The sequence below is a fragment of the Oceanicoccus sp. KOV_DT_Chl genome (genome assembly GCF_900120175.1).
Classification (GTDB): domain Bacteria; phylum Pseudomonadota; class Gammaproteobacteria; order Pseudomonadales; family Dasaniaceae; genus Oceanicoccus.
On the sequence record NZ_FQLF01000002.1, the window covers coordinates 582,835 to 607,362 of the forward strand.

The 24,528-nt window shown below is 46.5% G+C and carries 21 protein-coding genes, 1 tRNA gene and 2 pseudogenes; 5 read left to right on the top strand and 19 right to left on the bottom strand.

The window, feature by feature from the left end:
• Position 1: 1 nt before the first annotated feature.
• The 3 genes from UNITIG_RS06390 to UNITIG_RS06400 form a co-directional block, all read right to left on the bottom strand.
• Complete coding sequence (locus tag UNITIG_RS06390) at positions 2-2,635, bottom strand: RND family transporter (protein WP_101757632.1); 2,634 nt, start codon at positions 2,633-2,635, stop codon at positions 2-4.
• Between the two features lie 74 nt (positions 2,636-2,709).
• On the bottom strand, positions 2,710-4,068 hold the full coding sequence (gene mpl / locus UNITIG_RS06395; protein WP_101757633.1) for a UDP-N-acetylmuramate:L-alanyl-gamma-D-glutamyl-meso-diaminopimelate ligase: 1,359 nt from the start codon (positions 4,066-4,068) through the stop codon (positions 2,710-2,712).
• A gap of 116 nt (positions 4,069-4,184) precedes the next feature.
• Positions 4,185-4,460 carry a PilZ domain-containing protein gene (locus tag UNITIG_RS06400; RefSeq protein ID WP_235015292.1) on the bottom strand — a complete coding sequence of 92 codons (276 nt, stop codon included), beginning with the start codon at positions 4,458-4,460 and terminating at the stop codon, positions 4,185-4,187.
• Positions 4,461-4,689: 229 nt separating this feature from the next.
• Here UNITIG_RS06400 and ppa point away from each other — a divergent pair, with 229 nt between their 5' ends.
• Positions 4,690-5,217, top strand: a complete 528-nt coding sequence (gene ppa, locus UNITIG_RS06405; protein ID WP_101757635.1) for an inorganic diphosphatase — start codon at positions 4,690-4,692, stop codon at positions 5,215-5,217.
• A gap of 65 nt (positions 5,218-5,282) precedes the next feature.
• Here ppa and UNITIG_RS06410 read toward each other — a convergent pair whose 3' ends face one another.
• The 4 genes from UNITIG_RS06410 to UNITIG_RS24995 form a co-directional block, all read right to left on the bottom strand.
• The gene (locus tag UNITIG_RS06410; protein WP_101757636.1) at positions 5,283-5,777 is read right to left on the bottom strand and encodes a hypothetical protein; all 495 of its coding nucleotides are present in this window, start codon (positions 5,775-5,777) and stop codon (positions 5,283-5,285) included.
• A gap of 238 nt (positions 5,778-6,015) precedes the next feature.
• Positions 6,016-6,804, bottom strand: coding sequence for a serine O-acetyltransferase (gene cysE, locus UNITIG_RS06415; RefSeq protein ID WP_101757637.1), 789 nt, complete (start codon positions 6,802-6,804; stop codon positions 6,016-6,018).
• 26 nt (positions 6,805-6,830) lie between these two features.
• Entirely contained in the window at positions 6,831-7,295 is a 465-nt protein-coding gene (locus UNITIG_RS06420; RefSeq protein ID WP_255399449.1) for a M15 family metallopeptidase, read from the bottom strand.
• Positions 7,178-7,534, bottom strand: a complete 357-nt coding sequence (locus UNITIG_RS24995) for a D-alanyl-D-alanine carboxypeptidase family protein (RefSeq protein WP_255399450.1) — start codon at positions 7,532-7,534, stop codon at positions 7,178-7,180. The genes UNITIG_RS06420 and UNITIG_RS24995 overlap by 118 nt, the downstream gene beginning before the upstream one ends.
• A 103-nt stretch (positions 7,535-7,637) precedes the next feature.
• Here UNITIG_RS24995 and UNITIG_RS06425 point away from each other — a divergent pair, with 103 nt between their 5' ends.
• Entirely contained in the window at positions 7,638-7,910 is a 273-nt protein-coding gene (locus tag UNITIG_RS06425) for a TfoX/Sxy family protein (protein WP_101757638.1), read from the top strand.
• 118 nt (positions 7,911-8,028) lie between these two features.
• Positions 8,029-8,343, top strand: coding sequence for a Rieske (2Fe-2S) protein (locus UNITIG_RS06430; RefSeq protein ID WP_101757639.1), 315 nt, complete (start codon positions 8,029-8,031; stop codon positions 8,341-8,343).
• Positions 8,344-8,409: 66 nt separating this feature from the next.
• Here the strand turns inward: UNITIG_RS06430 and pnp are convergent, their stop codons facing one another.
• The 9 genes and pseudogenes from pnp to UNITIG_RS06475 all read right to left on the bottom strand — a co-directional run bounded on the left by pnp (position 8,410) and on the right by UNITIG_RS06475 (position 19,421).
• Complete coding sequence (gene pnp, locus UNITIG_RS06435) at positions 8,410-10,533, bottom strand: polyribonucleotide nucleotidyltransferase (protein ID WP_101757640.1); 2,124 nt, start codon at positions 10,531-10,533, stop codon at positions 8,410-8,412.
• 135 nt (positions 10,534-10,668) lie between these two features.
• Positions 10,669-10,938, bottom strand: coding sequence for a 30S ribosomal protein S15 (rpsO, locus tag UNITIG_RS06440; protein ID WP_101757641.1), 270 nt, complete (start codon positions 10,936-10,938; stop codon positions 10,669-10,671).
• A gap of 211 nt (positions 10,939-11,149) precedes the next feature.
• A pseudogene (gene truB / locus UNITIG_RS06445) lies at positions 11,150-12,087 on the bottom strand (tRNA pseudouridine(55) synthase TruB).
• 6 nt (positions 12,088-12,093) lie between these two features.
• Positions 12,094-12,516: a 30S ribosome-binding factor RbfA gene (gene rbfA / locus UNITIG_RS06450; protein ID WP_101757642.1), complete on the bottom strand. Its 423-nt coding sequence runs from the start codon at positions 12,514-12,516 to the stop codon at positions 12,094-12,096.
• A gap of 15 nt (positions 12,517-12,531) precedes the next feature.
• Positions 12,532-15,215: pseudogene (infB, locus tag UNITIG_RS06455) on the bottom strand (translation initiation factor IF-2).
• 49 nt (positions 15,216-15,264) lie between these two features.
• Entirely contained in the window at positions 15,265-16,773 is a 1,509-nt protein-coding gene (gene nusA / locus UNITIG_RS06460) for a transcription termination factor NusA (protein WP_101757643.1), read from the bottom strand.
• A 130-nt stretch (positions 16,774-16,903) separates the two neighbouring features.
• Entirely contained in the window at positions 16,904-17,359 is a 456-nt protein-coding gene (gene rimP / locus UNITIG_RS06465; protein WP_101759207.1) for a ribosome maturation factor RimP, read from the bottom strand.
• Positions 17,360-17,556: 197 nt separating this feature from the next.
• Positions 17,557-17,633 (bottom strand) — tRNA-Met (locus UNITIG_RS06470).
• 201 nt (positions 17,634-17,834) lie between these two features.
• Complete coding sequence (locus tag UNITIG_RS06475) at positions 17,835-19,421, bottom strand: NAD(P)/FAD-dependent oxidoreductase (protein ID WP_101757644.1); 1,587 nt, start codon at positions 19,419-19,421, stop codon at positions 17,835-17,837.
• Between the two features lie 148 nt (positions 19,422-19,569).
• Here UNITIG_RS06475 and UNITIG_RS06480 point away from each other — a divergent pair, with 148 nt between their 5' ends.
• Both UNITIG_RS06480 and UNITIG_RS06485 read left to right on the top strand, forming a co-directional pair.
• Positions 19,570-20,793, top strand: a complete 1,224-nt coding sequence (locus UNITIG_RS06480; protein WP_101757645.1) for a phosphotransferase — start codon at positions 19,570-19,572, stop codon at positions 20,791-20,793.
• 42 nt (positions 20,794-20,835) lie between these two features.
• Positions 20,836-21,327: a hypothetical protein gene (locus UNITIG_RS06485; protein ID WP_101757646.1), complete on the top strand. Its 492-nt coding sequence runs from the start codon at positions 20,836-20,838 to the stop codon at positions 21,325-21,327.
• An 87-nt stretch (positions 21,328-21,414) separates the two neighbouring features.
• On the opposite strand, the gene UNITIG_RS06490 is transcribed toward UNITIG_RS06485, so the two are convergent.
• From UNITIG_RS06490 to UNITIG_RS06500, 3 genes are all read right to left on the bottom strand, one after another.
• Positions 21,415-22,950: a DUF1570 domain-containing protein gene (locus UNITIG_RS06490; RefSeq protein WP_101757647.1), complete on the bottom strand. Its 1,536-nt coding sequence runs from the start codon at positions 22,948-22,950 to the stop codon at positions 21,415-21,417.
• 169 nt (positions 22,951-23,119) lie between these two features.
• Entirely contained in the window at positions 23,120-23,611 is a 492-nt protein-coding gene (locus UNITIG_RS06495) for a nitroreductase family deazaflavin-dependent oxidoreductase (RefSeq protein WP_101757648.1), read from the bottom strand.
• A gap of 83 nt (positions 23,612-23,694) precedes the next feature.
• Positions 23,695-24,519, bottom strand: coding sequence for a S1 RNA-binding domain-containing protein (locus UNITIG_RS06500; protein WP_101757649.1), 825 nt, complete (start codon positions 24,517-24,519; stop codon positions 23,695-23,697).
• Between the last annotated feature and the right edge of the window lie 9 nt (positions 24,520-24,528).

Here is a 24,528-nt window from a genome sequence, read left to right on the forward strand (position 1 = left end):
CTCAACCTTTGTCGTTAGCTAAGGGCTGATTCGGGCCCAGCGGTTTAAAGGTGATTAACAGTTGTGGCAGTAATAACAACGAACCGATTAATGCTGCAAACATAGCGGTACCGGTCAACAATCCAAAATAAATACTTGGGTTAAAATTTGACAGTGCCAATATAGAAAACCCAATAATCACGGTGATAGAAGTATAAAACATCGCCTTCCCAATCGAGCGGTGACAGCGATACATGGTCGCCAAATAATTGTGATCAAGTGGGAATTCGGTACGGAAACGATGCACATAGTGGATAGTATTATCCACCGCAATACCGACTGAAATAGCCGCTATGGTCACGGTCATAATATCTAACGGAATTCCGGCCAGCCCCATACCGCCTAACACCAATCCAGCTGCTAATAAATTTGGCGCAATCGCAATAAGCGCCATCGATAACGATCTAAACAACACCACGAACATCAACACGATGGCAATAAACACCGCTCCAATCGTTAAAATTTGAGAGCGATACAAACTTTGTAACATGTTGTTATATAACACCAACATACCAGTTAAATGTACCTGCTCGGGCTGAAAACCCAACTCGTCTACCAAGTGACCCTGAACTTGCTTTAACAAATCAGCGCGACGCAAGGTGTGACTGGTTTCTTTTACTCTGACAGTAATTCGCGCCTGATCAATTTCTTCATTCAGATAAGGATCAATTAAAATATTATTAATATCGGCAGGAAGACTGCGCTGAATTAATGTTAATTGTATATCGTCGATCCCGGAGGTTAAACCGCGTAATACTTTATAAGATGTTGCCAGTGACATCACTTTGCCGGTTTCATCCAGACTATCGACATAGTCATGAACTTGCTCAATCCGGCTCAATCCGGAACGATTAAACCAGTAGCTTGGTTCTTCGCTATCGGCATCATCGGAGGAGAAATCGTCGCTAAAGTCTTCTGCAAACTCATCAGTAAAAAACTCATCATCTGCGCTCTTGGTCGCAGTGTCTGCAGAAAAATCGTCACTAATATCTTCAGAAAATATTGCGTCAAACTCTTCCGCGTTTGCTTGCGCCTGCTCCGTGTTGGCCACCTCTGGCACAGCGGCGACAAAATCATCCGGCACTGCATCCAGAATAATTTCTAAAGGGATGGTGCCACCCAACTGCGCATCTATTATTTCCATGCCCTGATAAATTTCCGTACTTTCGTGGAAGTAATCGATAAACCGGTTTTCCACTTCCAACCGGGTAACACCCACAATACTAATAACGGTTAATAAACCCGCGGTCCATAGAATCAAGCTACCATGCCGCTCAGTTAAAGCCGCAAACTGTAACGTCGCCGGAGTTTCGTCACTGACCTTTACTAAGCCTTTGGGCTTTTTCAATAGCATCAATGTACAAGGTAAAATAATAAACGAAATGACCAGCGCAGCCGTCACCCCAACGGTCATCATCCAGCCAAAATCAATGACCGGTCGGATGCCACTAATGACCAACGAAGCGAAGGCAACCATTGTCGTTAATGCAGTATATATACAGGGTTTTATCATGAAAAATGCAGTTTGAGTAACCAATTCACGCTGACTCAATTCGGGAAAACCAGCCACCATTTCACGGTAGCGCACTACCAGATGAATCGTGATAGACAAAGTAATAATTAATAACAGCGCCACAAAATTGGACGATATCACGGTCATCCGCCAATCCAGCCAGGTAATCAAGCCCAACATAAAGGCAGCGGATAACAAACAGGTTACCAACGGCAATAAAACCCAAGTGGGGCGACGGAATATAATGGATAAGGTAATAATAATAAAAACAATAATACCGGTACCAAAAACCACCAGATCACTTTTTACAAAACTAATCATATCGGCGGCAATCATAGGTACCCCGCCAAGAAAAACCTGCGCATCTTCACGGTAGGGAATTAATATTCCCCTAACGGCATCAACCAACTGACTTTGTTTCTGGTTAACACTGGCTGCGTACTCTCTAAACTGCTGCTCAACTTCAACTAGTTGTGCTTGCTCGACGTTTGACAATAATTTCTGCGCTTCGCGTTCGCGCAATGACTCCCGACGCACTAACAGCGCTTGATACTTTTCGTCGCGCTGTAAATTGACTTGTAGTGCGGTTGTTTGACCATCAGCACTGGTCAATAAGTTTTCGTAAATCGGGCTATGGGTCAACTCTGCTAGCACTAATTCTTTATCTATACCGGGAGTGCGCAAGCTACGAAGCCCATCGCCACCTGCAACCTCGTCCAGCGTCACTTTAGGACTTTCCAGCAATGGTACATCCAATATAGTCACCACTGAAGAAACACCCGGTAGTGCAGCTAACTCTTGGCGCAATTTGTCCAAAGTAGCCAATGAGTCGTCAGCCAATAAATCTTGTTGCGGGCGATAAGTGACGAGTAAAAAGTCTTCGGAGGCGTAGCGCTTACTAATTTCGCGATAATATTTCAGCGCCTGATCACCTTCCAGTACCAAGGAATCAGCTGATGCATCAAGTTTAAAACTGGGAATATGGGTCGAAAGCCAACCAATAATCAGCAGCGAAATTAATAAAGTGATCAATGGACGACGCAAAATAATGGCTTCATAAGCCGCGAAAAAACGATTTTTCAAACTAACTGTCCTTATTCTATTTAGCGAACATAAATTTAAGCTTAAAACTTACCAGACTTATTCCGTTACGATACCTAAGCTAACGCATTAATTAACTGTTGATGAATACCACCAAAACCGCCATTGGACATAATCACGATGTGGTCACCGCTACGAGCCTGAGCCACAACGCTGGCAATGACCTTGTCAATACTTTGCTGCAGTTCAGCTCGATCACCACTGGCCTCGATAACACTTCGCAGAGACCAATCAATACCATCAGGTTGATACCAGATTACCCGGTCCGCAGCAGCTGTCGCCGCAGCTAATTTATCCAAATGGCTTCCCAAACGCATGGTATTAGAACGTGGTTCGATCACAGCAAAAATACGCTGCGCCCCCACTTTGGCACGCAATCCTTCCAAGGTTGTTTCGATAGCGGTGGGATGATGCGCAAAATCATCATAAACAGCAATGCCATTAGGCTCAGCTAATAGCTCCATCCGCCGCTTTACGCCCTGAAATTCGCTCAAAGCTGCCACAGCTGTTTCGGGTCTGACACCCACATGCCTTGCCGCCGCAATAGCAGCTAAGCCATTATAAATATTGTGCTCGCCGGTCAACGTCCAACCCACCATACCGGCGGCCTCGCCCTGAAATGACACCGTGAACTCGCTGCCGTCGGCTTGATTTTTTTGTGCCAACCAATCGCCTGTTGCATCATCAATGGCAGTCCGCTCTAACTCAGACCACAACCCCTGCTCTAACACTTGGGCTATATTGCGATCATTCGCAGGTACTATCACTCGACCATTACTTGGAATGATACGGACTAAATGATGGAATTGACGCTGGATTGCAGCTAAATCATCAAAAATATCGGCGTGATCAAACTCGAGATTATTCAATATGGCGGTGCGGGGGCGGTAATGAACAAACTTTGAACGCTTATCAAAGAATGCACTGTCGTATTCATCTGCTTCAATCACAAAAAAAGCCGAGTCACCAATATCGGCCGATAAGCCAAAATTGCCGGGCACGCCACCGATCAAAAAGCCGGGTTTCATACCCGCATATTCCAGAATCCAGGCCAACATACTGCTGGTAGTGGTTTTGCCATGAGTACCCGCTGCAGCGAGTACCCAGCGGTCCTGCAATAAATGTTCAGATAACCATTGCGGCCCTGAGGTATAACGCAAACCCCGCTCAAGCATATATTCCACTGCCGGATTTCCACGAGACATGGCATTACCGACTACCACCAAGTCTGGCGCGGGATCCAGCTGCGAAGGATCATAACCTTCGGTAAGCGTAATACCCTGCTGTTCCAACTGGGTACTCATGGGCGGGTAAACATTGGCGTCAGAGCCCGTTACCGTATGACCAAGCTGACGGGCAAGTATGGCTAAGCCACCCATAAAGGTGCCACAAATACCCAATATATGGAGATGCATCAATGATCCTTGGTGTTTTTATCGGCGCAAATAGTAACATTGGCCAATAGGGAAGCCTATACAGAAGTTGCTAACGCCGGGCTCTGGATCGACAAATAGTAGATTGAGGCTATGACTTAATCGTTGGGCATAAATTCCAGACCGATACCATCCTTATCAATGCGGACAATACGCATTTCCAGAATAGGCGCTTCACCGCCACCAATTCCCTGCACCTGAACTTTGACTACCTCACCTATCTCCGGTAATTCCTGCCCCTCGGCTAGAATGTAAACTCCTCCGTCGGATATATCACCGGTACGCAGACTGAGATCGCCAATCTCTGGATGCGTCACCTTAATATCAGCCCGTAGCTTTGTTCTGACATGACGGCGATTATTGCTATCAGACACCTTTATGCTTCCTATTTTCGAAAAATACCGTCCAAGATTAGCACAGCATTTACAAAATCGCATAAATTCAGCTACTTAGCTCCGCCGTCAGATAAACAAAACCGGCAAAATATTGGTATTCATCACTGGTCGGTTTATAATCGCGCCTTCAAAATTTTTACTGCTAGCCACTACTCTCGCTAGCTATCATTAATGACTTAAATTTTTAACTCCAACCTGGACATTAACCATGAGCTTTAACAATATTCCCGCCGGTAAAGACCTGCCTAACGATATGTATGTCGTCATCGAAATCCCTGCAAACCACGACCCTATCAAGTATGAAATCGATAAGGATATGGACTGCTTACTGGTTGACCGCTTTATGGCGACACCAATGTTTTACCCAGCGAACTATGGCTACATCCCTAACACGCTATCTGAAGATGGCGACCCACTCGATGTATTGGTAGTGACTCCTTACCCGGTAGCGCCAGGCTCAGTCATTCGCGCGCGTCCTATTGGAATTTTGAACATGAGTGACGAGGCCGGTCAGGATGCAAAATTATTAGCCGTACCTCATGACAAACTCACCAAGCTTTACACCGAAGTAAAAGAACCTGCTGACTTGCCACAATTATTGATCAAGCAAATTGAACACTTCTTTGAAAACTATAAAGATCTGGAAGAAGGCAAATGGGTTAAGGTTGACGGCTGGGCTGGCAGTGATGCTGCAAAAGCTGAAATCATAAAGGCTGAAGCAGCCTATAAAGGCTAATTTTCAGCTTACCGCATAAAATAACCGGGCTAAGCCCGGTTATTTTATGCACAAAAGATAGTGATCTAACCTGCCTTTCTAGTTTTCTTTACTTTTGGCATTGAGGTAACCAGCTTTTTATACAGCTTGGACTTTTTACTGATAAGTTTATGCTTAGCATAGGCTTCAACTGCATTTTTCCAAGCCAGCTCTTTACCATGTGCATTCAATGAAAAGCTGGTACACACAATTTTATTTTCAAGTTCCGAGGCGATACCTATTTGAAAAATAGGTGTCACGGTTCCACTTTTTTCGGTCTTCAACAAATAACTAATGCCTTTAACCGTACCATCAGAATTGAAACAACGATCACCTTTAAGTTGTTGTTTAACCTTCTGCTGGTCTGCAAGTAGCTGCTGGTCACGATGCCGAGCTTCTTGCTCAACTTCTTTACGTAACTTGGGGCCCAACCGCTTGCCGCCGTTTTTCAGGGAAAAATACTCCTGATAAAGTTTACCACCGACAGTGCGACGAACCCTGTAGCCATAAAAGGCTTCGTTATCCAGTAATTTAACGCTCACTTTTACTACCTCTCCGATGTTGTATAAGTCAATAAATCATAGCACGTAACAGCACTATATTTTCAATCTTACTTTTTAGCAATTGCGCAACGACAATCAAGGCTAATGGTTAAATCTGTAGTTCCAAATAGGAAGCACTATGTCATAAATAGTAGATGTCTTTTTGCTAAAGGGTTAGACGTACAACACACATTCCATTATTACCCCATACTGACAGCGTTATGGCATAAGAAATTAATTATTTAAGCTGCTGATTCATATTAAATGCTGGCTCTTGTTCCGCAGGTACACCGATTTCCTTAGCCGGTACTCCCGCCACCGTGGTATGTGCTCTTACATCTGCCAACACGACACTGCCAGCGGCTATCTTGGCGCCATTTCCTACCTTGATATTACCGAGCAATTTAGCACCAGTGCTAATCAGCACGCCTTCGCCTACCTGCGGATGACGACTAGACTTACCGCAGCCCGACCCACCCAAAGTCACCGCATGTAATAGTGACACATTATTTCCAACCGTTGCCGTTTCTCCGATCACTATACCGGTAGCATGATCCATCATAATACCGTCACCCAGGACCGCAGCAGGGTGGATATCCACATCAAAAACAGCAGAAATTCTATTTTGCAAAAACAAAGCAAAATCTTTCCTTCCCTGTAGCCACAAATAATGGGCCAATCGATATGCCTGTAAGGCATGGTAACCCTTAAAGAACAAAAATGGTCGAGAATACAAATCACACGCTGGATCACGTTCGAAACACGCTTGAATATCCAGGCAGGCTGAAACGATCAGCGCTGGCTGCTGTATCAACGCCTGATCAAATTCCTGACGAATAATAGCCGATGATAAAACCGGGCTATCCAGTTTATTGGCAATAAACGCTGCCAAAGCGCTGGCAAAGTTTTGATGACTTAAAATCCCCATATAAAAAAAACTAGCCAACATCGGCTCACTACGGCTTTGTTGCTCAGCCTCGCTAACAATATGCTGCCATAAATTTCGTTCCAAATTATTGCTATCCACTAAATACTCCACCCCTTATCCAATACCTAAACCTGTTTGTCTGTATCAGGATATAACGCCGGCGACACCCACACATAGCGCTGGATAATTTCCTCAATATGTTCCAACACCACAGATTTCAAAGCCATGCTCTGTTCTGACAACTGCTCTATTAGCACATCCACATTCCAGCCATGCTGGTATTCTATTGCCACCGGCGCGAAGCTTAAATGCCAACGCTCGGGTGCAATGCCGCCAAGATCCGTTTGATAAGGCCGAAAAAAGCCATCCGCATTACCCTTCTGGATCTGTTGATCCAACCATTCATGCATCGCTACAAAAGGGCCACCACCGGTCACCTCACTTGCAGTTAACTGCAACGTATAATCTGCTGTCACCGCAGCCGCATCATACACATCCACATCCGTTCCCCAATGATGTCTGGACGCTCCCGGCAAAGCCGACCAGCGTAAAATCGCTTGCACCTGCTGCCAAGGATCCAACTGCGACATATCAAGTACTTGTCCAGCCTCATCCAAAACCGGCCGCTGCCCTCCGCCTTACCATTCCAAATCAACAACTGACGTTCGAAACTGCGATAAGCACTAGCCACCTGCAACTCAAAACCGGCTGAAGCCGCCCTCTGCTGCAATGAGGCAAACGCCGCTAGCGCCTGCCGATGTATAGGAAACTTAGTTGTGTGATGATCAATGTAACAATCATCCAACCCATATAAATAAAGCTTGTCCATTCGATCTGTTCTCGATAGCAAATAGGTGATTGATCTAAGAATGAATATATATTATAAATTAAAGCTATAACCAAAAAATAATAACGAACTCTAGAGTCCTGCTATGGCAAGCGATCTACTTGAACTAAAAAATTTAGGTAATACTTCTATTAACTGGCTGCGTTCCATTGGCGTCAACACTCAGGCCGAACTTCAGGAAAAAGGCGCCGTTGAAGCCTATCATGAGATTAAGCAGCGCGGTATTCGAGTATCGAAAGTGCTGCTCTACGCTCTCCACGGCGCTATGACAGACACACACTGGAATGATATCGACGACGCCACCAAACAACATTTACTGCAGTTAGCAGAAGAATTATGTGACACCAACCCAGCCTAGTAAAATACCAATAAAGCGACAACATGTTTTTGCTATCGCTAATTATTGACCCCGTATTTAGTTGCTTTATCATTACGCTTCATTTTATCCACTAACACTTTTACTTAGTCTAATTATTATGACCGTACTTTGTCACATCAACGATATAGCCGATGAAAAATCCAAAGCTCTCGAACACGGCGATGAACGCTTATTTGCCGTAAAAAAAGACGGCCAAATCTATGTTTACCGCAACCATTGCCCACACCTTGGCGTAGAACTAAACTGGCTGGAAGATCAATTTCTGGACTCAGACGGTGCGCTCATCCAGTGCACTACTCACGGTGCGCTTTTTTTAATTGAAGATGGTGAGTGTGTTGCAGGGCCTTGCATGGGACAGAGCCTTGAAGCCATACCCTTCGAAATAATTGATCAGCAAATCACTTTAATCTAATTAGCCTTAGCTTAAATGACAGACACAAAAAAGGGAGCCATTGGCTCCCTTTTTATCTAGCAGAGTTTATTCCGCGTCTTGCTCAGCTTCAGCCGCTGGTGCAGCCTCTTCCAGCTCTTTCATTGAAAGTTTAATACGGCCACGTTGATCAACGTCCAGTACTTTCACTTTCACTACCTGACCTTCACTCAGGTAATCGCTAACGCTTTCCACTCGCTCTTGAGAAATCTGAGAGATGTGAACCAAGCCGTCTTTACCCGGCAAGATGTTAACGAAAGCACCAAAGTCAACGATACGGGCAACCGTACCTTCGTAAATGGCACCTACTTCAGCTTCAGCCGTAATTTCCTGTACTTTGGCCACTGCCGCATCGCGAGACGCCGAATCAGAGCCATAAATACGGATAGTACCGTCATCGTCGATATCAACAGTCGCGCCAGTGTCTTCGGTAATAGAACGGATAGTCGCACCGCCTTTACCGATAACATCACGAATCTTGTCAGAATCGATTTTGAACGTCGCCATTGATGGCGCATTATCAGAAACCGTAGTACGTGAAGTACTAATGACTTCGTTCATCTGACCCAGAATATGTAAACGCGCTTCAAGGGCCTGACCCAGAGCGATATCCATAATCTGTTCGTTAATACCTTCGATTTTGATATCCATCTGTAACGCAGTAATACCATCAGCAGTACCAGCTACTTTAAAGTCCATATCACCCAGGTGGTCTTCATCACCTAAAATGTCGGTCAATACAGCAAAGCGTTCGCCTTCTTTAACCAGACCCATCGCGATACCCGCTACTGGTGCTTTTAACGGCACACCGGCTTCCATCATCGACAAACTGGCAACACAGGCACTGGCCATTGAGCTTGAACCATTAGACTCGGTGATTTCAGAAACCACACGAATGGTATAGGGAAAATCTTCAGGCTTTGGCAATACCGCAGCAACACCGCGACGAGCCAAACGACCATGACCAATTTCACGACGGCTAGTAAAACCGATACGACCACACTCACCGACTGAGTAAGGAGGGAAGTTATAGTGCAGCATAAAGTTGTCTTCACGCTTGCCTTCCAATGCATCAATCAACTGCGCATCACGGGTAGTACCTAACGTAGTAACACCGATTGCCTGCGTTTCACCGCGAGTAAACAAGGCTGAACCGTGAGCTTTATCCAACACACCTACTTCAACAGTGATAGGGCGAACGGTGCTGGTATTACGGCCATCGATACGCGCTTCGCCATTCAGAATGCGCTGACGAACAATCGATTTTTCCAATTTCTTGAAGACATCAGTAACATCCGCCGCGTCATATTCAGCATCATCACCGGTAGCCAATTGCGCAATAGCCTGCGACTTAACATCAGACAACTTGCTGTAACGCTCTGCTTTATCAGTAATGCGGTACGCATCGCCAATACCTTGTTTGAAACCGTTAGCAACAGCCGCTAATAGTGCAGTATTTTCAACATCTGGCTGCCAATCCCAACGTGGCTTGCCAACTTCGGCTGCCAGCTCAGCAATCACTTTGATGACTGTCTGCATTTCCTGGTGAGCAAATAACACTGCACCAAGCATTTGGTCTTCGCTTAACTCCTGGGCTTCAGACTCAACCATCAGTACGGCATCAGCTGTACCTGCAACCACCATATCCAGCGAGCTTTCAGCCAGCTTGGCGTAGCCAGGGTTTAAGATATAACCGTCTTCAGCAGTAAAGCCGACACGAGCACCACCGACCGGGCCATTAAATGGCACGCCAGAAATAGCCAATGCAGCCGAAGTACCAATCATCGCGGCGATATCTGGATCAGTATCCTTATCAGCCGACATAACCGTACACACTACCTGTACTTCATTCATAAATCCGTTTGGAAATAATGGACGAATAGGACGATCGATTAAACGTGACGTTAACGTCTCTTTTTCAGATGGACGCGCTTCACGCTTGAAAAAACCACCGGGAATTTTACCTACTGCGTAAGCCTTTTCCTGATAGTGAACACCTAGCGGGAAAAAATCCTGACCAGGCTTGGATGATTTGGCGGCAACAACTGTACAAAGAACTTGTACGCCACCCATTGTGACCAATACTGCGCCAGTTGCCTGACGAGCGATGCGGCCCGTTTCTAATGTGATCTGATGATCACCGAATTGAAATGTTTTTGTTACTGGATTCACTGAAGAAATCCTCCCTTGTGGGATGGTTATAAAAAGCTCCGGAGCTTTTTACATTCATAATCTAAGCCTAAACCTACATCACCGGAGCTTCACGACTATAGCTAGTTATCCTTACAACTTAACTAACTATCTTTCTTAGCGACGTAATCCTAAACGCTTGATCAGGCTGGTATAACGTTCAACGTTTTTGCCTTTCAAGTAGTCCAATAATTTACGACGCTGGTTTACCATACGAATCAAACCGCGACGCGAATGGTGATCATGTTTGTGATCGCCAAAGTGGCCTTGCAGTTTTAAGATGTTGGCTGTTAACAGAGCGACTTGTACCTCTGGAGAACCAGTATCACCTTCTGCTGTTTGATACTCTTTTACTACACTTGCTTTTTCAGTGGCTGAAAGTGCCATTGTTGTTTCCTCATTAAAAATTAATATGCGAAAGCGAGTTATAAAAATATAAGCTCACCGATCAATTCAGCCTGACCGCGCATATTTACAGACAGGCTATTAATGATTTAAAAGCCAGGCTTTCAAATCCATTGAATGGCTAACGTGATACGTCGACCGCTCAAACTTTTTTGCATCTTTCTTCACTTAAGCGAAGAAAAACACTTAATTACTAATTAGTAGCAATCAACCGCTTCGGGCCAACCCTACCATCATCCAAAATTTCGCCGATGCCCAATAAGGCGCCGGTCTCGGCATAAATTCTGACTATGCCATCGGTCGGCGCATTCGCTACCTGGACCGCATGACCATGCAACATGTACTCGGTTGATGATTCAACCAAATGCACCGCTGGAAAATCCATCAACGCACTGTCCACCGGCTGCAGTAACGCATCAATGGCACTAAAATCATCCGCTCCCGCCAATGCCTCTAACGCGTCCAACGACACTGCCTGAGGCTCATAAAAAGGCCCCGCTTTCACGCGGCGCAGCATTGTAACATGAGCACCACACCCTAAAGCCAGACCTAAGTCCTCAGCTATCGAACGCACATAGGTGCCTTTACTACAGTGCACATATATATCTACTTCTGGTTCCGCGCCGGTTTGCTCGGCACTGCGAAACGCTTCCAGTGTCAGCTCAAACACTGTCACCTGTCGAACCTTACGTTCAACTTCCAAGCCCTGTCTGGCTAACTTATACAAGGGCTGGCCATTATGTTTTAACGCCGAAAACATTGACGGGACTTGTTCTATGTCGCCTTTAAACTGCTCTAGCGCAGCCTCGACTTCAGCCTCTGTTACCGCTGATGCATCACGCCTTTCCAACACTTCGCCATCAGCATCACCACTGGCGGTAATAACCCCAAGCTAAACGTACTCTTATAGGCCTTATCCGAATCCAGCAAAAACTGCGAAAACTTGGTAGCCTCACCAAAACACAGCGGTAACACACCCGTTGCCAATGGATCCAGACTGCCGGTATGCCCTGCCTTTTTTGCATCGAATAATCGCTTGGCAATCTGTAACGATTTATTCGAGCTCTGCCCAGCCGGCTTATCCAACACCAAAATACCGTTTAACGCTCTACCACGACGATTTTTTGCCACTAGCCGCTAAACACCGTCATCTTTATCGGACAAGGCTTCATCTGCTGCTTCGGCATCACCGGCAAAGGCTTTATCTGCCGATACTGCGCGATCTATCAAGCTCGACAAATGCTGACCACGACCGACACTACTATCAAAATAAAAACGCAATTTAGGCGTGGTGCGAGCATTATTACTACGCGCTACTTGAGTCCGTAAAAAACCTGCCGCCTTATTTAATGCCTCAATCGACTCAGCCGCATCCGCTTCGCTTTCTTTACCCAGTACGGTAATGAATACTTTGGCGTGCGACATATCGCGACTCACTTCCACATCGGTCACACTGACCATACCAACACGGGGGTCACGCACTTCAAACTGGATCAGGGTAGCCAATTCCTGTTTAAGGAAATCGCCTACCCGCTGGGTCCGGGTATATTCTCTAGGCATTATCGTTACTCTTTATCAAAGAGTCCGCGCCACTTCTTTCACCTGATAAACTTCAATCTTGTCACCAGGTTTAACGTCGTTATAGTTTTTCACGCCGATACCACATTCCATACCGTTGCGAACTTCAGTAACGTCATCTTTAAAGCGACGAAGAGATTCCAATTCACCTTCGTATATCACTACATCATCTCGCAGTACACGAATAGGGTTACTGCGGAACAAAGTACCTTCGATAACCATACAACCTGCAATAGCACCAAACTTTGGCGAAGTGAACACGTCGCGCACTTCGGCGGTACCGTTAATTTCTTCACGCAACTCAGGACTTAACATGCCTGATAGCGCCTGTTTTACATCATCAATCAAATCATAGATGACGCTGTAATAACGCAGATCAACACCTTCGTCTTCAATGACTTTGCGGGCAGAATTATCAGCACGTACATTAAAGCCAAATACCACAGCATTAGACGTCACCGCCAAAGTCACATCAGTTTCGGTAATACCACCAACACCTGCTGACACTACATTGACCTGAACCTCTTCGTTACCCATGCTAAACAGCGCGCCCTGAATCGCTTCCAAAGAACCGCGAACATCAGCTTTGAGTACTACATTCAACGACTTAACTTCCGCCGCGCCCATACCGGCAAACATATTTTCCAGTTTCGCAGCATGCTGACGTTTCATCTTGTTTTCACGATCACGCACATTACGGTATTCAGCAACTTCGCGAGCACGCTTCTCATTTTCGAGCACGACGAAAGAGTCACCCGCATCTGGCGTGCCGTCCAAGCCTAAAATTTCAACAGGTATAGAAGGACCTGCCTCTTCAATAGGCTGGCCATTTTCATCCATCATGGCACGTACACGACCGAAACACTGGCCGGCTAACACCACATCACCTTTGCGTAAGGTACCCGCCTGAATCAGCACCGATGATACTGAACCACGACCTTTATCCAGACGCGACTCAATCACAATACCTTTGGCCGGAATATCAGCAGGCGCTTGTAGCTCAAGTAGTTCGGCTTGCAACAATAGCGCTTCTAACAATTCATCAATACCCAGACCAGAATGTGCAGACACATGAATAAACTGGGTATCACCACCCCAATCTTCTGGAATAACGTCTATCGCGGCTAATTCACTGCGCACACGTTCGGGGTCAGCGCCTTCTTTATCCATTTTGTTAACAGCTACAACTAACGGCACACCGGCGGCGCGAGCATGCTGTGCAGCTTCTGCCGTTTGTGGCATAACACCATCATCAGCAGCAACCACCAAAATTACGATATCGGTACTCTTGGCACCGCGAGCACGCATGGCAGTAAATGCCGCGTGCCCAGGAGTGTCCAAAAAGGTGATCATGCCTTTATCAGTTTCAACATGGTAAGCACCGATATGCTGGGTAATACCACCCGCCTCGCCACTCGCCACACGAGATGATCGAATGTAGTCCAGTAACGAGGTTTTACCGTGGTCAACATGTCCCATCACCGTCACTACTGGCGCGCGAGGTGCAATGGTGCCTTCGTGCTGACTTAAGGAATCTTCCAATGCCTCTTCAACTTCCTCGCCGGTAACTAATTTCACCGTATGACCCAGCTCTTCAACGACTAACTGCGCCGTTTCCTGATCCAGGCTTTGATTAATAGTGGCCATCACGCCCAATTTGATAAGCTCTTTAACAACAACAGCGCCTTTTATATTCATGCTTTGCGCTAATTCAGAAACCGTAATCGCCTCTGGAATTGCCACTTCATGAACGGTCTTTTCGGTAGGTGCTGAGAAGCCATGTGTCTTCGCCCCTTCAGGCAACTTCAATACTTTTAATTTACGACGGCCGCGTGAATCCAAACCATCGCCATCAACAAAGGCATCAACATTTTTGATGTTATGAACACGGTTTTTACCGCGGGTTTTCGGAGCAAGCTTACCTTTAACTTTTTTCTTCTCGCCGCGATCATCATCTTTTGAATCAACAGCAGCCTCATGGCGACGACGCGGTGCTTTTGCTTCACCCTCTGCTGCTTTGGGTGCTTTAGCCGTACGCTCTTGCTCAGCTTGTTTTGCCGCTATTGCTGCAGCTTGTAACTCTTTATCCTTGGCTTCCTTCTCCATACGCTTGGCCGCAGCCTGCTGACGGAGAACTTCAGGATCCATTTTAGATCTATCAACAACTTCTTCAGCAACAAACTCTGGCTCAGCAACTGACTCTGCGTCATCTGCAGCCACCGGCTCAGGTACGGCAACTTCTTCAGCAATCAGCTCCTCTGTAACTGCAGGCGTATCTGCAACAACTGGTTCAACTGCCGTTGTAGTAGCCTCTTCTACAGGATTCTCAGCAGCGGCTTGCTCTGCTGCCAACCGTTCCGCCTCTTCCGCTGCCAACTCGGCAGGATCACGCTTCACATAGGTACGCTTTTTACGCACTTCAACATTAACGGTTTTCTTGCCTTGGCTGCCGCTGGTTTTTAACGTACTTAAGGTTTTTCTTTGTAGCGTAATTTTTTAGGCGCAGCGGTGGATTCACCGTGGCTGCTTTTCAAGAACGATAGCAATATATGCTTGTCCTCATCAGACACCGCTTCATCAGCCAAAGTGTGCTTTAAACCCGCTTGTTTCATCTGTGTTAACAGACGATCAACCGGCGCACCTACTGTTTCGGCCAACTGGCTTACTGTAACTTCTGCCATTCAGTTTTCTCCCGTACCTTTCTTAGATACCAATTCGATACCAGCTCGCTTACTGCTGATTCTGTTCTTCTTCAGCTTCAGCGAACCATGGGGCACGCGCTGTCATAATTAATTCACCAGCCCGTTGCTCATCAAGGCCTTCGATATCTAACAAATCATCTACACCTTGCTCGGCAAGGTCTTCCATCGTCACCACACCCTTGCTTGCTAACACAAACGCTAAATGGCGATCCATACCATCCATTGTTAACAAGTCTTCGGCGGGCTCAGATTCACCCAACTGCTCTTCGCTAGCTATCGCTTGAGTCAACAGCGCATCCTTAGCGCGGGCACGTAATTCTTCGGCGATGTCTTCATCAAAGCCATCGATGCCCATCAACTCTTCCAGAGGCACATACGCCACCTCTTCCAAAGTAGTGAATCCTTCATCTACCAAAACTTCTGCCACGTCCTGGTCAATATCCAGTTTTTCCATAAAGCTGCTAATAACCGCACCGGATTCCTGCTCGTGTTTTTCGGCAGCATCTTCAGTGCTCATAACGTTAATAGTCCAGCCGGTTAACTGTGTTGCTAAACGTACGTTTTGACCACTGCGACCAATTGATTGAGCCAGATTATCTGCCGCGACCGCGACGTCCATTGAGCGCGAATCCTCGTCGACAATAATCGATTCAACTTCAGCAGGTGACATCGCATTAATAACCAACTGCGCCGGGTTATCATCCCAAAGGATAATATCGACACGCTCGTTACCCAACTCACCAGATACAGCTTGTACCCGTGAACCACGCATACCAACACAAGCGCCTACAGGATCTATACGACCATCATTGGTTTTAACTGCAATCTTGGCCCGTGAACCCGGGTCACGAGCAGCTGCGCGAATTTCAATAACTTCTTCAGAGATTTCAGGAACCTCTACTTTAAATAACTCGATCAACATTTCCGGGCAAGCACGGCTTAAAAACAACTGCGGACCGCGAACTTCAGGACGAACATCTTGCAAAATAGCGCGAACTCGGTCGCCCATTCGAAATACTTCGCGACCCACCAACTCTTCACGAGGCAATAAACCTTCAGCATTATTACCTAAATCAACAATAATATTATCGCGAGTAACTTTCTTCACTGTCCCGCTAATTAATTCGCCAACACGACTTTGATATTCATCAACGATCTGGGCGCGTTCCGCTTCACGGACTTTTTGTACGATAACTTGCTTGGCAGTTTGCGCGGCAATACGACCAAAACCAACATTAGGTATCTGCTCTTTAAAGACATCGCCGATCTGTAATGAGGTGTCCTTCTCTGCGGCTTCTTCAGTGGTAAATTGAGTACCCAGTAACGCCATCTCATCATCGGCGACTACCAGCCATTGACGGAAGGTTTCGTAATCACCAGTTTCGCGATCGATCACGACATAGATATCCGAATCTTCGTCATAAAGCTTTTTCGTCGCAGTGGCCAAAGCCTGCTCGATAGCTTCAAAAATGATGTCTCTGGACACCCCTTTTTCATTGGAAACTGCTTCAGCTACCAGCAAAATTTCTTTAGTCATTGTTCGCCTCGTTTAAACAGAACTTTTGCAACAAGTTCAATATTCTATCGTCTAATTAAAACATTCATGTGACTGATTTCAGTCGTCACTTAATCGCTTACGACCAAGCACCTAACTCACGTTAAACCTATTAAAAGGTCGGAACTACATTCGCCTTATCGATCAGATCGAAAGGCAACAAATATTCATCTTCATCAACAGCTACGACAACATCTTCGCCTTCAACCGCCGTTAATTGACCCGCAAAATTTCTGCGTCCATCGAAAGGAGAGCGTAAACGTACCTTCACTTTTTCACCCACGTATTGGCCAAACTGCTCAAGGGTAAATAGCGGCCGCTCCATACCCGGTGAAGAAACTTCCAGAGTGTATTCACCCATGATAGGATCTTCGACATCAAATACACTGCTAACCTGGCGACTCACCTTGGCGCAGTCATCGACATTAACGCCATCAGGCCCATCAATATAAATACGCACGATAGACTCTTTGCCCTGGGAAATATATTCGACCCCCCAAAGCTCTACACCTAGCGCCTCAGCTACCGGAGCTACTAACTCGGTGAGTTGAATATCCTTACCTGCCAAAGCTGCTACCTCTAAAAGAACACCGCAAAAATTCACCAACAAAAAATGGGCACTAGGCCCACTTCTCAAGCGATCAACCTGACTCCATATCAGCCAGATCACCGCAGATAACAAAAAGCCCCTAAACAGGGGCTTTTTGCGTTCGCATCACTTAATGCCCGGCAAAAGCCATAGACACCAGTAACACTGAATAAAATTGGTAGCGGGGGCCAGATTTGAACTGACGACCTTCGGGTTATGAGCCCGACGAGCTACCAGGCTGCTCCACCCCGCACCTACATCGATATGCCCCTTAGACATATCAGGTTCGATTCACTGCTTCCCTGTTGGAAACCCAGCAAATCGAGTGGTGCGGATTATAGGGATATGGCCTGCATCGGTCAATAAAAGATACCAAGTATTTAAATATCAGCACTCAAACGGTTGCCACTCAGCCTAAATTTAAGCGGCGTAAATATCTGATCTGCAAGTAATTTCATGAACACATCACCTCATGCGCGCAACTATACCCGGGCAAAAAAGTCACCCCCGGCCCTGGATGACAGGAGGAACCGCACAGGAACAAATTGCCAACCGGCGTTTTGTGTGCCGACCCAGCAACCATACAGCGATCAGCCATCATGTATTCAGGATGCAAGCTGCCGTGTGTCCAATCGCCCTGAGTCGCGCCGTGCATGCTGGCAAAATGATCAGAAGAAAATATCGCCTTATCGGTAATCAGCTCCGCAAAATTGGGGTAGTACTCACTGATATGCGCAATAATCCGCTCCGCCATTTGGTCGCGCAACTTGCCGCGCTGCTCCTTGGGCGCATCGCAGGGGAAGTAAAAGCCATAAGCACTGGCGATATGGGCGCCCGCTGGAGCCAGACTGGCGTCCATCACGGTCGGCATTTGAAACGCCAGCGGCACCTGTTCTGGCAGTTCACCGCGCAAACAAGCCTCGTAACACTGCTGCAACTGCTCCGGCTCCAGCACCATGGCACCACCAAATTTAGCGCCCTCAACCCGGTTCAGATAATCAAGGGATTGCACATAATCGGGCAAAGCTTTTAATTTGAATAACATATGTACAAAAGCGCCATGATGCTCAACCCGATCCAATCGCTGCTGGTAGACTGGCTCCAATGGGGAATCTGACATTAACCCGGCAAATGTTGCCGGCTTATCCAGGTTGGAAATCACTTTAGCCGCCCGGATAAGCTCACCGGTTTTCAGCTCCACCCCAACCGCCTGACCATCTTCGACCACAATACGCTTAACCTGTTGCTTCAAACGCACTTCAGCACCCAATCGCTCCAGCTCAGCCACCAGCGCTTCAGACAGCTTTCCCATGCCACCTTTTACCCGCTGCATCAAACCGCCAGAGCCTTCCTGCGCCAGCGTATAGATCAAACACATACCAGAACCTTCGGTGTACGGCCCTTTATAGGTTGCCTGCACTGCAGCAAAGGCCATATTGGCACGCAGTTCTTTATGCTTGATTTTATCCGGCAGAAATTTATCAATAATATCCATAGCCGAACCGGTAAACGCCAACTCAAGCTGTGCGCGCTTATGTGCATCAGGAGCCTGATCAATAATCTGCTGCAGGCTCAAAGGCACTTTGCGCGCCGTAAACCGATGCAACATATCCGCCGGATATTTACAAAAAGCCATCAATCGAATAAAGCCCAACATGCCACTAAAACCAAATTGGGAAAAAATATTAAACGCCAGCTTCAGTGGGTTTTTATAAAAGATCAGCGGCCGCCCCTTAGCACCACCACATAAATTCACCGCCATAATGGGCAAGGGGATAAGCTCTACGCCCAATGCTTCAAAATCGAAATAGGCTTTAACTTCTGCTGACAAAGGAAACAGACAACTCGCCCCCACCTCATTGCGACAACCCTTTAAGATCTCACGCGTGCCACCCATACCGCCGACATAGTTATTTTTTTCCAGCACTAATACGGAATGCCCATGGCGGGCTAAAACCGTCGCTGCCGCCAACCCGTTGTGACCAGCACCAATCACAATCGCATCATATATAGAAGCAGTAGTCGCTGCGGAGTCTGTCATTATTATGTCTCCCTCATGCAAGCTTGCCCATTCCAGCCCAATAACTGAATGAGCGAAATTTAACTACTCCGGTCAAGCCGCTGCAAGTTACACTAAATTCATTAACTACAAATGCACCAAACAATAATAATTAGACCGAGATCAGCCCATGGCGATTTCCCAACAACTCAGCGTGGCCCTGACAGTTATCAAACAAGGCCTGTTACTCGTCCGCGATGCTATCGGCGACATAACAGGGCGCAGCCTGACTTACGACAGCCTGCGCTTTATACAACCCTCACATTTGAATCAACGATTGCGGCAACATCAGGCCAATATTTCTCAAAGCCAGTTGCTGAATATTGCATCACTCAGCAGCAACTGTAATAACAGCATAGTGCAAATTGAACAGACCAACGCCACCCTACCAAAGCCCCTACCCGACACCCTGTTCATTAAACTACCCAGCCCATCGTTAATTACCCGCTGGTTTTTTGCCGTTATTGGATCGTGGCAATTGGAGACTTATTTTTTCCAGCATGTCGCACAGCATACCCCCATTCGCACCCCCCGAACCTTTGCGGCGATTAACCAGGGCAGCCGCTTTGCGCTCATTCAGGAAAATCTCCATGCCGACAACAAGGTCCAATTATTTTCCAATCTCGATATGCTGCAAGGCCCCTCGCTAGCACTCAGCAAACGCTGCCTGGATACCTTTGCCCGACTACACAGCGCACATTGCGAGCTAAGCAAAGCGCAGCAGCTGGCAATCCTGCCACTGGACCTGCACCCGTTTCTCTCTCCCACCACGGCGGTGATTGCCAAAGTACTCAACCAGCAAGCGCTGGCACCCTGCTTGAAAAAACACCCGACATTAATTCCCGACCACGTCATACGCAGCCATCACAAAACCCTGCAACACTGGGAAACCCTGATCGATTACTGGTTTTCCGGGCCGCTCTCGCTGCTGCATGGTGATAGTCACTTGGGGAATTTCTTCGTCAGCGGCGATGATATGGGCATGCTCGACTGGCAAGCCGTACACTGGGGCAACGGCATCCGCGATGTACAGTATTTTTTGATCAACTCGCTACCCATTGACGTACTGGCCAGCCATGAGCAAGAACTCATTGCCTACTATGTTGAACGCAGAGCCCACTACGGCAGTGCTATCGACCTGAAACAAAGCCGCCAACAGTACCGCAGCTTCAGCTTTCACACGTTGATGACGATTATTGTTTCTATTGGTTTTGGCGCCATGAATGCCGAACAAAATGCGCTAATGGAGGAAATTTTAAAGCGCGCAGTAGCCGCCATCGAAAGGCTGGATTACAGTGACTGGCTCAGCACATTCCTCACTAAACCCCACGCGGCAATTCTGATAGACTGCTGAGCACAAAGCCCAACATTCACACAAGCAAGAGCGGAACCCCGAATGAGCGAAAAGAAAAACATCGACCTTAATCTGGTAGAACTGGTTAATCTGGCAGCCAAGATACTCGATCAAATGTTTATTAAAGCCAGCAAAGAAAAAGCCAAGCCGATCTTTAAAGAGCTCAAGCAAGGCAAAGCCTATCCATTAGGCAAAGTGAAGATTCAGGATATTTTCGAGCCCAATCTGGTGCTGACTCTGGATTACAGCGAGTTTTGTGGCCCCGGATTTAACTACGATATTTTCGTGTCGGCAATAAACGGCATTCTGGCCCAAATCAGTCAAAAGTTTCGCGCCAAAGCCGACCTGAATATTATGTCCAATGAAAACAATTCATCGATTCTAGTCCACCTGCCAGGCATGGTACAACTAGACGACCAATTGAACGTAATGGTGATGGCGTTCGAGCTGGGCGATATGAAAACCCTGAACATCAAACTGATGTTTGTTGAGCCTTCGCAATATGATGCGGCAAGGAGAGAAGCTAAATCTTAGCTGATTTGATCGAGAGGTGCCTTTTAGTTAAAAGAAGGCATCTGACCGAACGCCTCGTCATTTCCGACTCCGATCGGGAACCCAAAGTTACACCCCCTTCAGCTTGTCGTTTGATTCTTCTAAGCTCTGTTCAAACTCTGCCAGCCAGGTGCTAGCTATATGCGGGTTCGCCCGCAGCCAGGCTAACTGGGAATCTGCTTTGGCTTGCAGGCCATTGCGGGTATATAGCTGAATTTGATAGACCTTTAGCGGAATCAATGATGGCGCATAAGAAGCAGCCGCCTCTATTACTTCAATCGCCTTATCAGATTTGTTCATCCTCTCATAAATACGCGCCGCACTGATTAAGGCCTCAATATTGCCCGGCTCTTTTGACAGCGCAACCCCATAGGCCTTTAGCGAACTTACAATATGCACCATATCGACAGCGTTCTGGTTACTAGCCCAGGCTTTCCGCTGATAGACATGCCCCTTGATGATATTCACAAAAATCGAGTCAGGAGCCAATTGATAGGCTTTATCTGCTAACTCCAGATAACCTTCAATGTTTCTGATCAGGTATATGTTGGCCAAGCCGGCTTTAGCAGAAGCATTATCCGGATTGATTTTTAGCGCCTCTTCAAAAAACGCCATAGCCTTATCGAGCTCCGATGTGCCGTTAAGAAAAAACTCTCCAATTTCAAAAAACAACTCATCCGGAGCCGGTTGTTTAAAAGTAACTTCGCTATCCTTAAATGAATTGGATAAATCCAATTGCTTGTACTGGAATTTTTTCTGCCGTGAGTGAGAAACTAACAGATCATCGAACTCCTCAAAACTCACTCCAAATGCCACAACAAATGCCTTATCCGCACTCTCTCCTTCCGATAGCAATTCGATATAACGCTCTAACTGAGCTGATAAGGAAGGAGCCGACTGCAAGTAGTGGTAGGTTAACCAGGATTTAGCGTAAAATTTTGCCACCTTCTTGTGAGAATAATCCTCCAATGATACGGTTTTCAAAAGCTCTTCGGTATCTGGCTCATCTGCACCAGCTCTATAATTATAAAATCGCGACTCATTGGGAAGCCCAACACTAGCCAATCCAGCATCAAACTCTACGGTACTAAAATAATCCGCGATACCTTCGCTATACCAACGAGGGAAACTGGCTTTCATGCCCTGGGCAACCAGATAGTGCACATACTCGTGATAAAGAGTGGCAACCGAATCATTCTTCGATAAATTAACGGCTCTTGATATTTTTAATACCGAATAATTACCGTTAATATTCTGTTTAAAAAAACCGGCATATTTTTTAGTATCAATTGAAGAGCCTGCAATAATCCTGAACGCCTTCTTTCCCTTGGCAGCGATGATTTTTACAGGGCGATCGTGCTGACTCAGCGGAATATTAGTGACGATTTGTATGGTTTTTCGAAATTGCTCCAAGCTTTTTGCAAGCTCAACCACCAACTTCTGCTTATGGTTACTGACAATAATAAAATTAGGCGTTTTAGCCATTGACCACTTTTCAGGCTTCAATTCGAAAGGATCGATAGATTCGCTTTCTTCAGCCCCTCCCCAAGACGGGAAAATAGCAATCGTTAATACAAAAATAAAGGCAGGAAATTTAAAGGGCATAATTATGAATTAGAGTTATTTTAAGTTATCCAAACTCTATATAAATTATCAACAAGTTACCATACTGCTTTGTAATTATTGTGTAACTGACTTATACAAAAACTCTCGGACAGTGAAGAAATAAATACACAAATAGGAAACACTAGTCTGGCCCTTGCTAAAAAACACCTCACACCTCAGAACAAACAAACACCGGAATATTACGATCAGTCCGCGCCTGATACTCATCAAAATCAGGATACAAACTTAATAGATGCGGCCACAGTTCGCGCTTTTCGTCATCATCAACTTGCCGTGCTACCATCTGTCGCGTAGTGCCGCCGACAGTGACTTCAATATTGGGATTAGCCTTGAGGTTGTAATACCACACTGGGTGCGTATCCATGCCGCCCTGTGAGGCCACTAGTAATACGTCATCGCCTTTAGGTAAATGGATCAGGGCGACTTCACGAAATTTACCGGATTTTTTGCCGGTCATGCCCACCACACAGATGGGATAGCCACCGATAAAATTTTTCCACAGCCGGCCTTTCGACGCTTTAAATACCGCGACATTTAACCGGGTCAGCCAGCGTATAACGACTTTTGCCTTTTCCTGACTAGCGGGAGGGATCGCCTGTATATCTTCACGGCGGGTTTTTACGTAATCAAATTGGGTCATGGGTAGTCACCACTGTCATTTTTTATGCACCCAATCATAAAGGACTGGCAGTTAAAAACCAGAGCGCGCTGATTACCAAAGGATTAATCCTTGAGCAGTCGAATACCCTTTTCTTCAATAGTGATACGACGCTGCTTGTACAATACGCCAATCGCTTTTTTAAAGATCTTTTTGCTGACTTTAAAAATTGAATAAATCGTTTCCGGCGAACTTTTATCGCTGACCATGATATAGCCGCCATGCTCTTTCAATGTGGCAATAATCTGATCGACTAACTGTGGCACTTGCTCAGCCGCAGGCGGCAACAGCGTTAAATCCAACCGCTTATCTTCCCGGACACGTTTGATATACGCCGTCAGGCGCTGGCCTTTACTCAACTTGGTGTTTAAGTCGTTGTGAAATAACATACCCCAAAAGCGGTTATCGACAATCGCTTTAAACCCCAAGTCAGTAGTATCAGCCACTAACACATCCACTTGCTGGCCAGGTTTATATTCTTCCGCCTCATGCTGTAAATAACGATCCAACCGTGTGGAGGCAGCGATGCGCTGGCTATTATCCAGATAGACCCGCACCATTACCCGCAGCCCGACTTTGGGTTCGTACTTTTGCTCAGCAAAAGGCAGCAATAGTTCTTTATCCAAGCCCCAATCGAGAAATGCACCGACTTGATTAACTTCAGATACCGTCAGCCAGGCAAACTCACCTACCTGTGCATACGGGCGCTTGGTCGTTGCCACCAGCGCAGCGTCTGCAGAGGGATATATAAACACCTCAATTGATGACGCCAGCTCTGACTGGCGTGCCTTAGGCAGTAATACCTCACCCAGCGCGCCACCATCAAGGTAGACGCCAGCAAGGCTTTCTCGCACTACCGCTAATGTATTAATGCGGCCGATTTCAGCCATGGACAATCA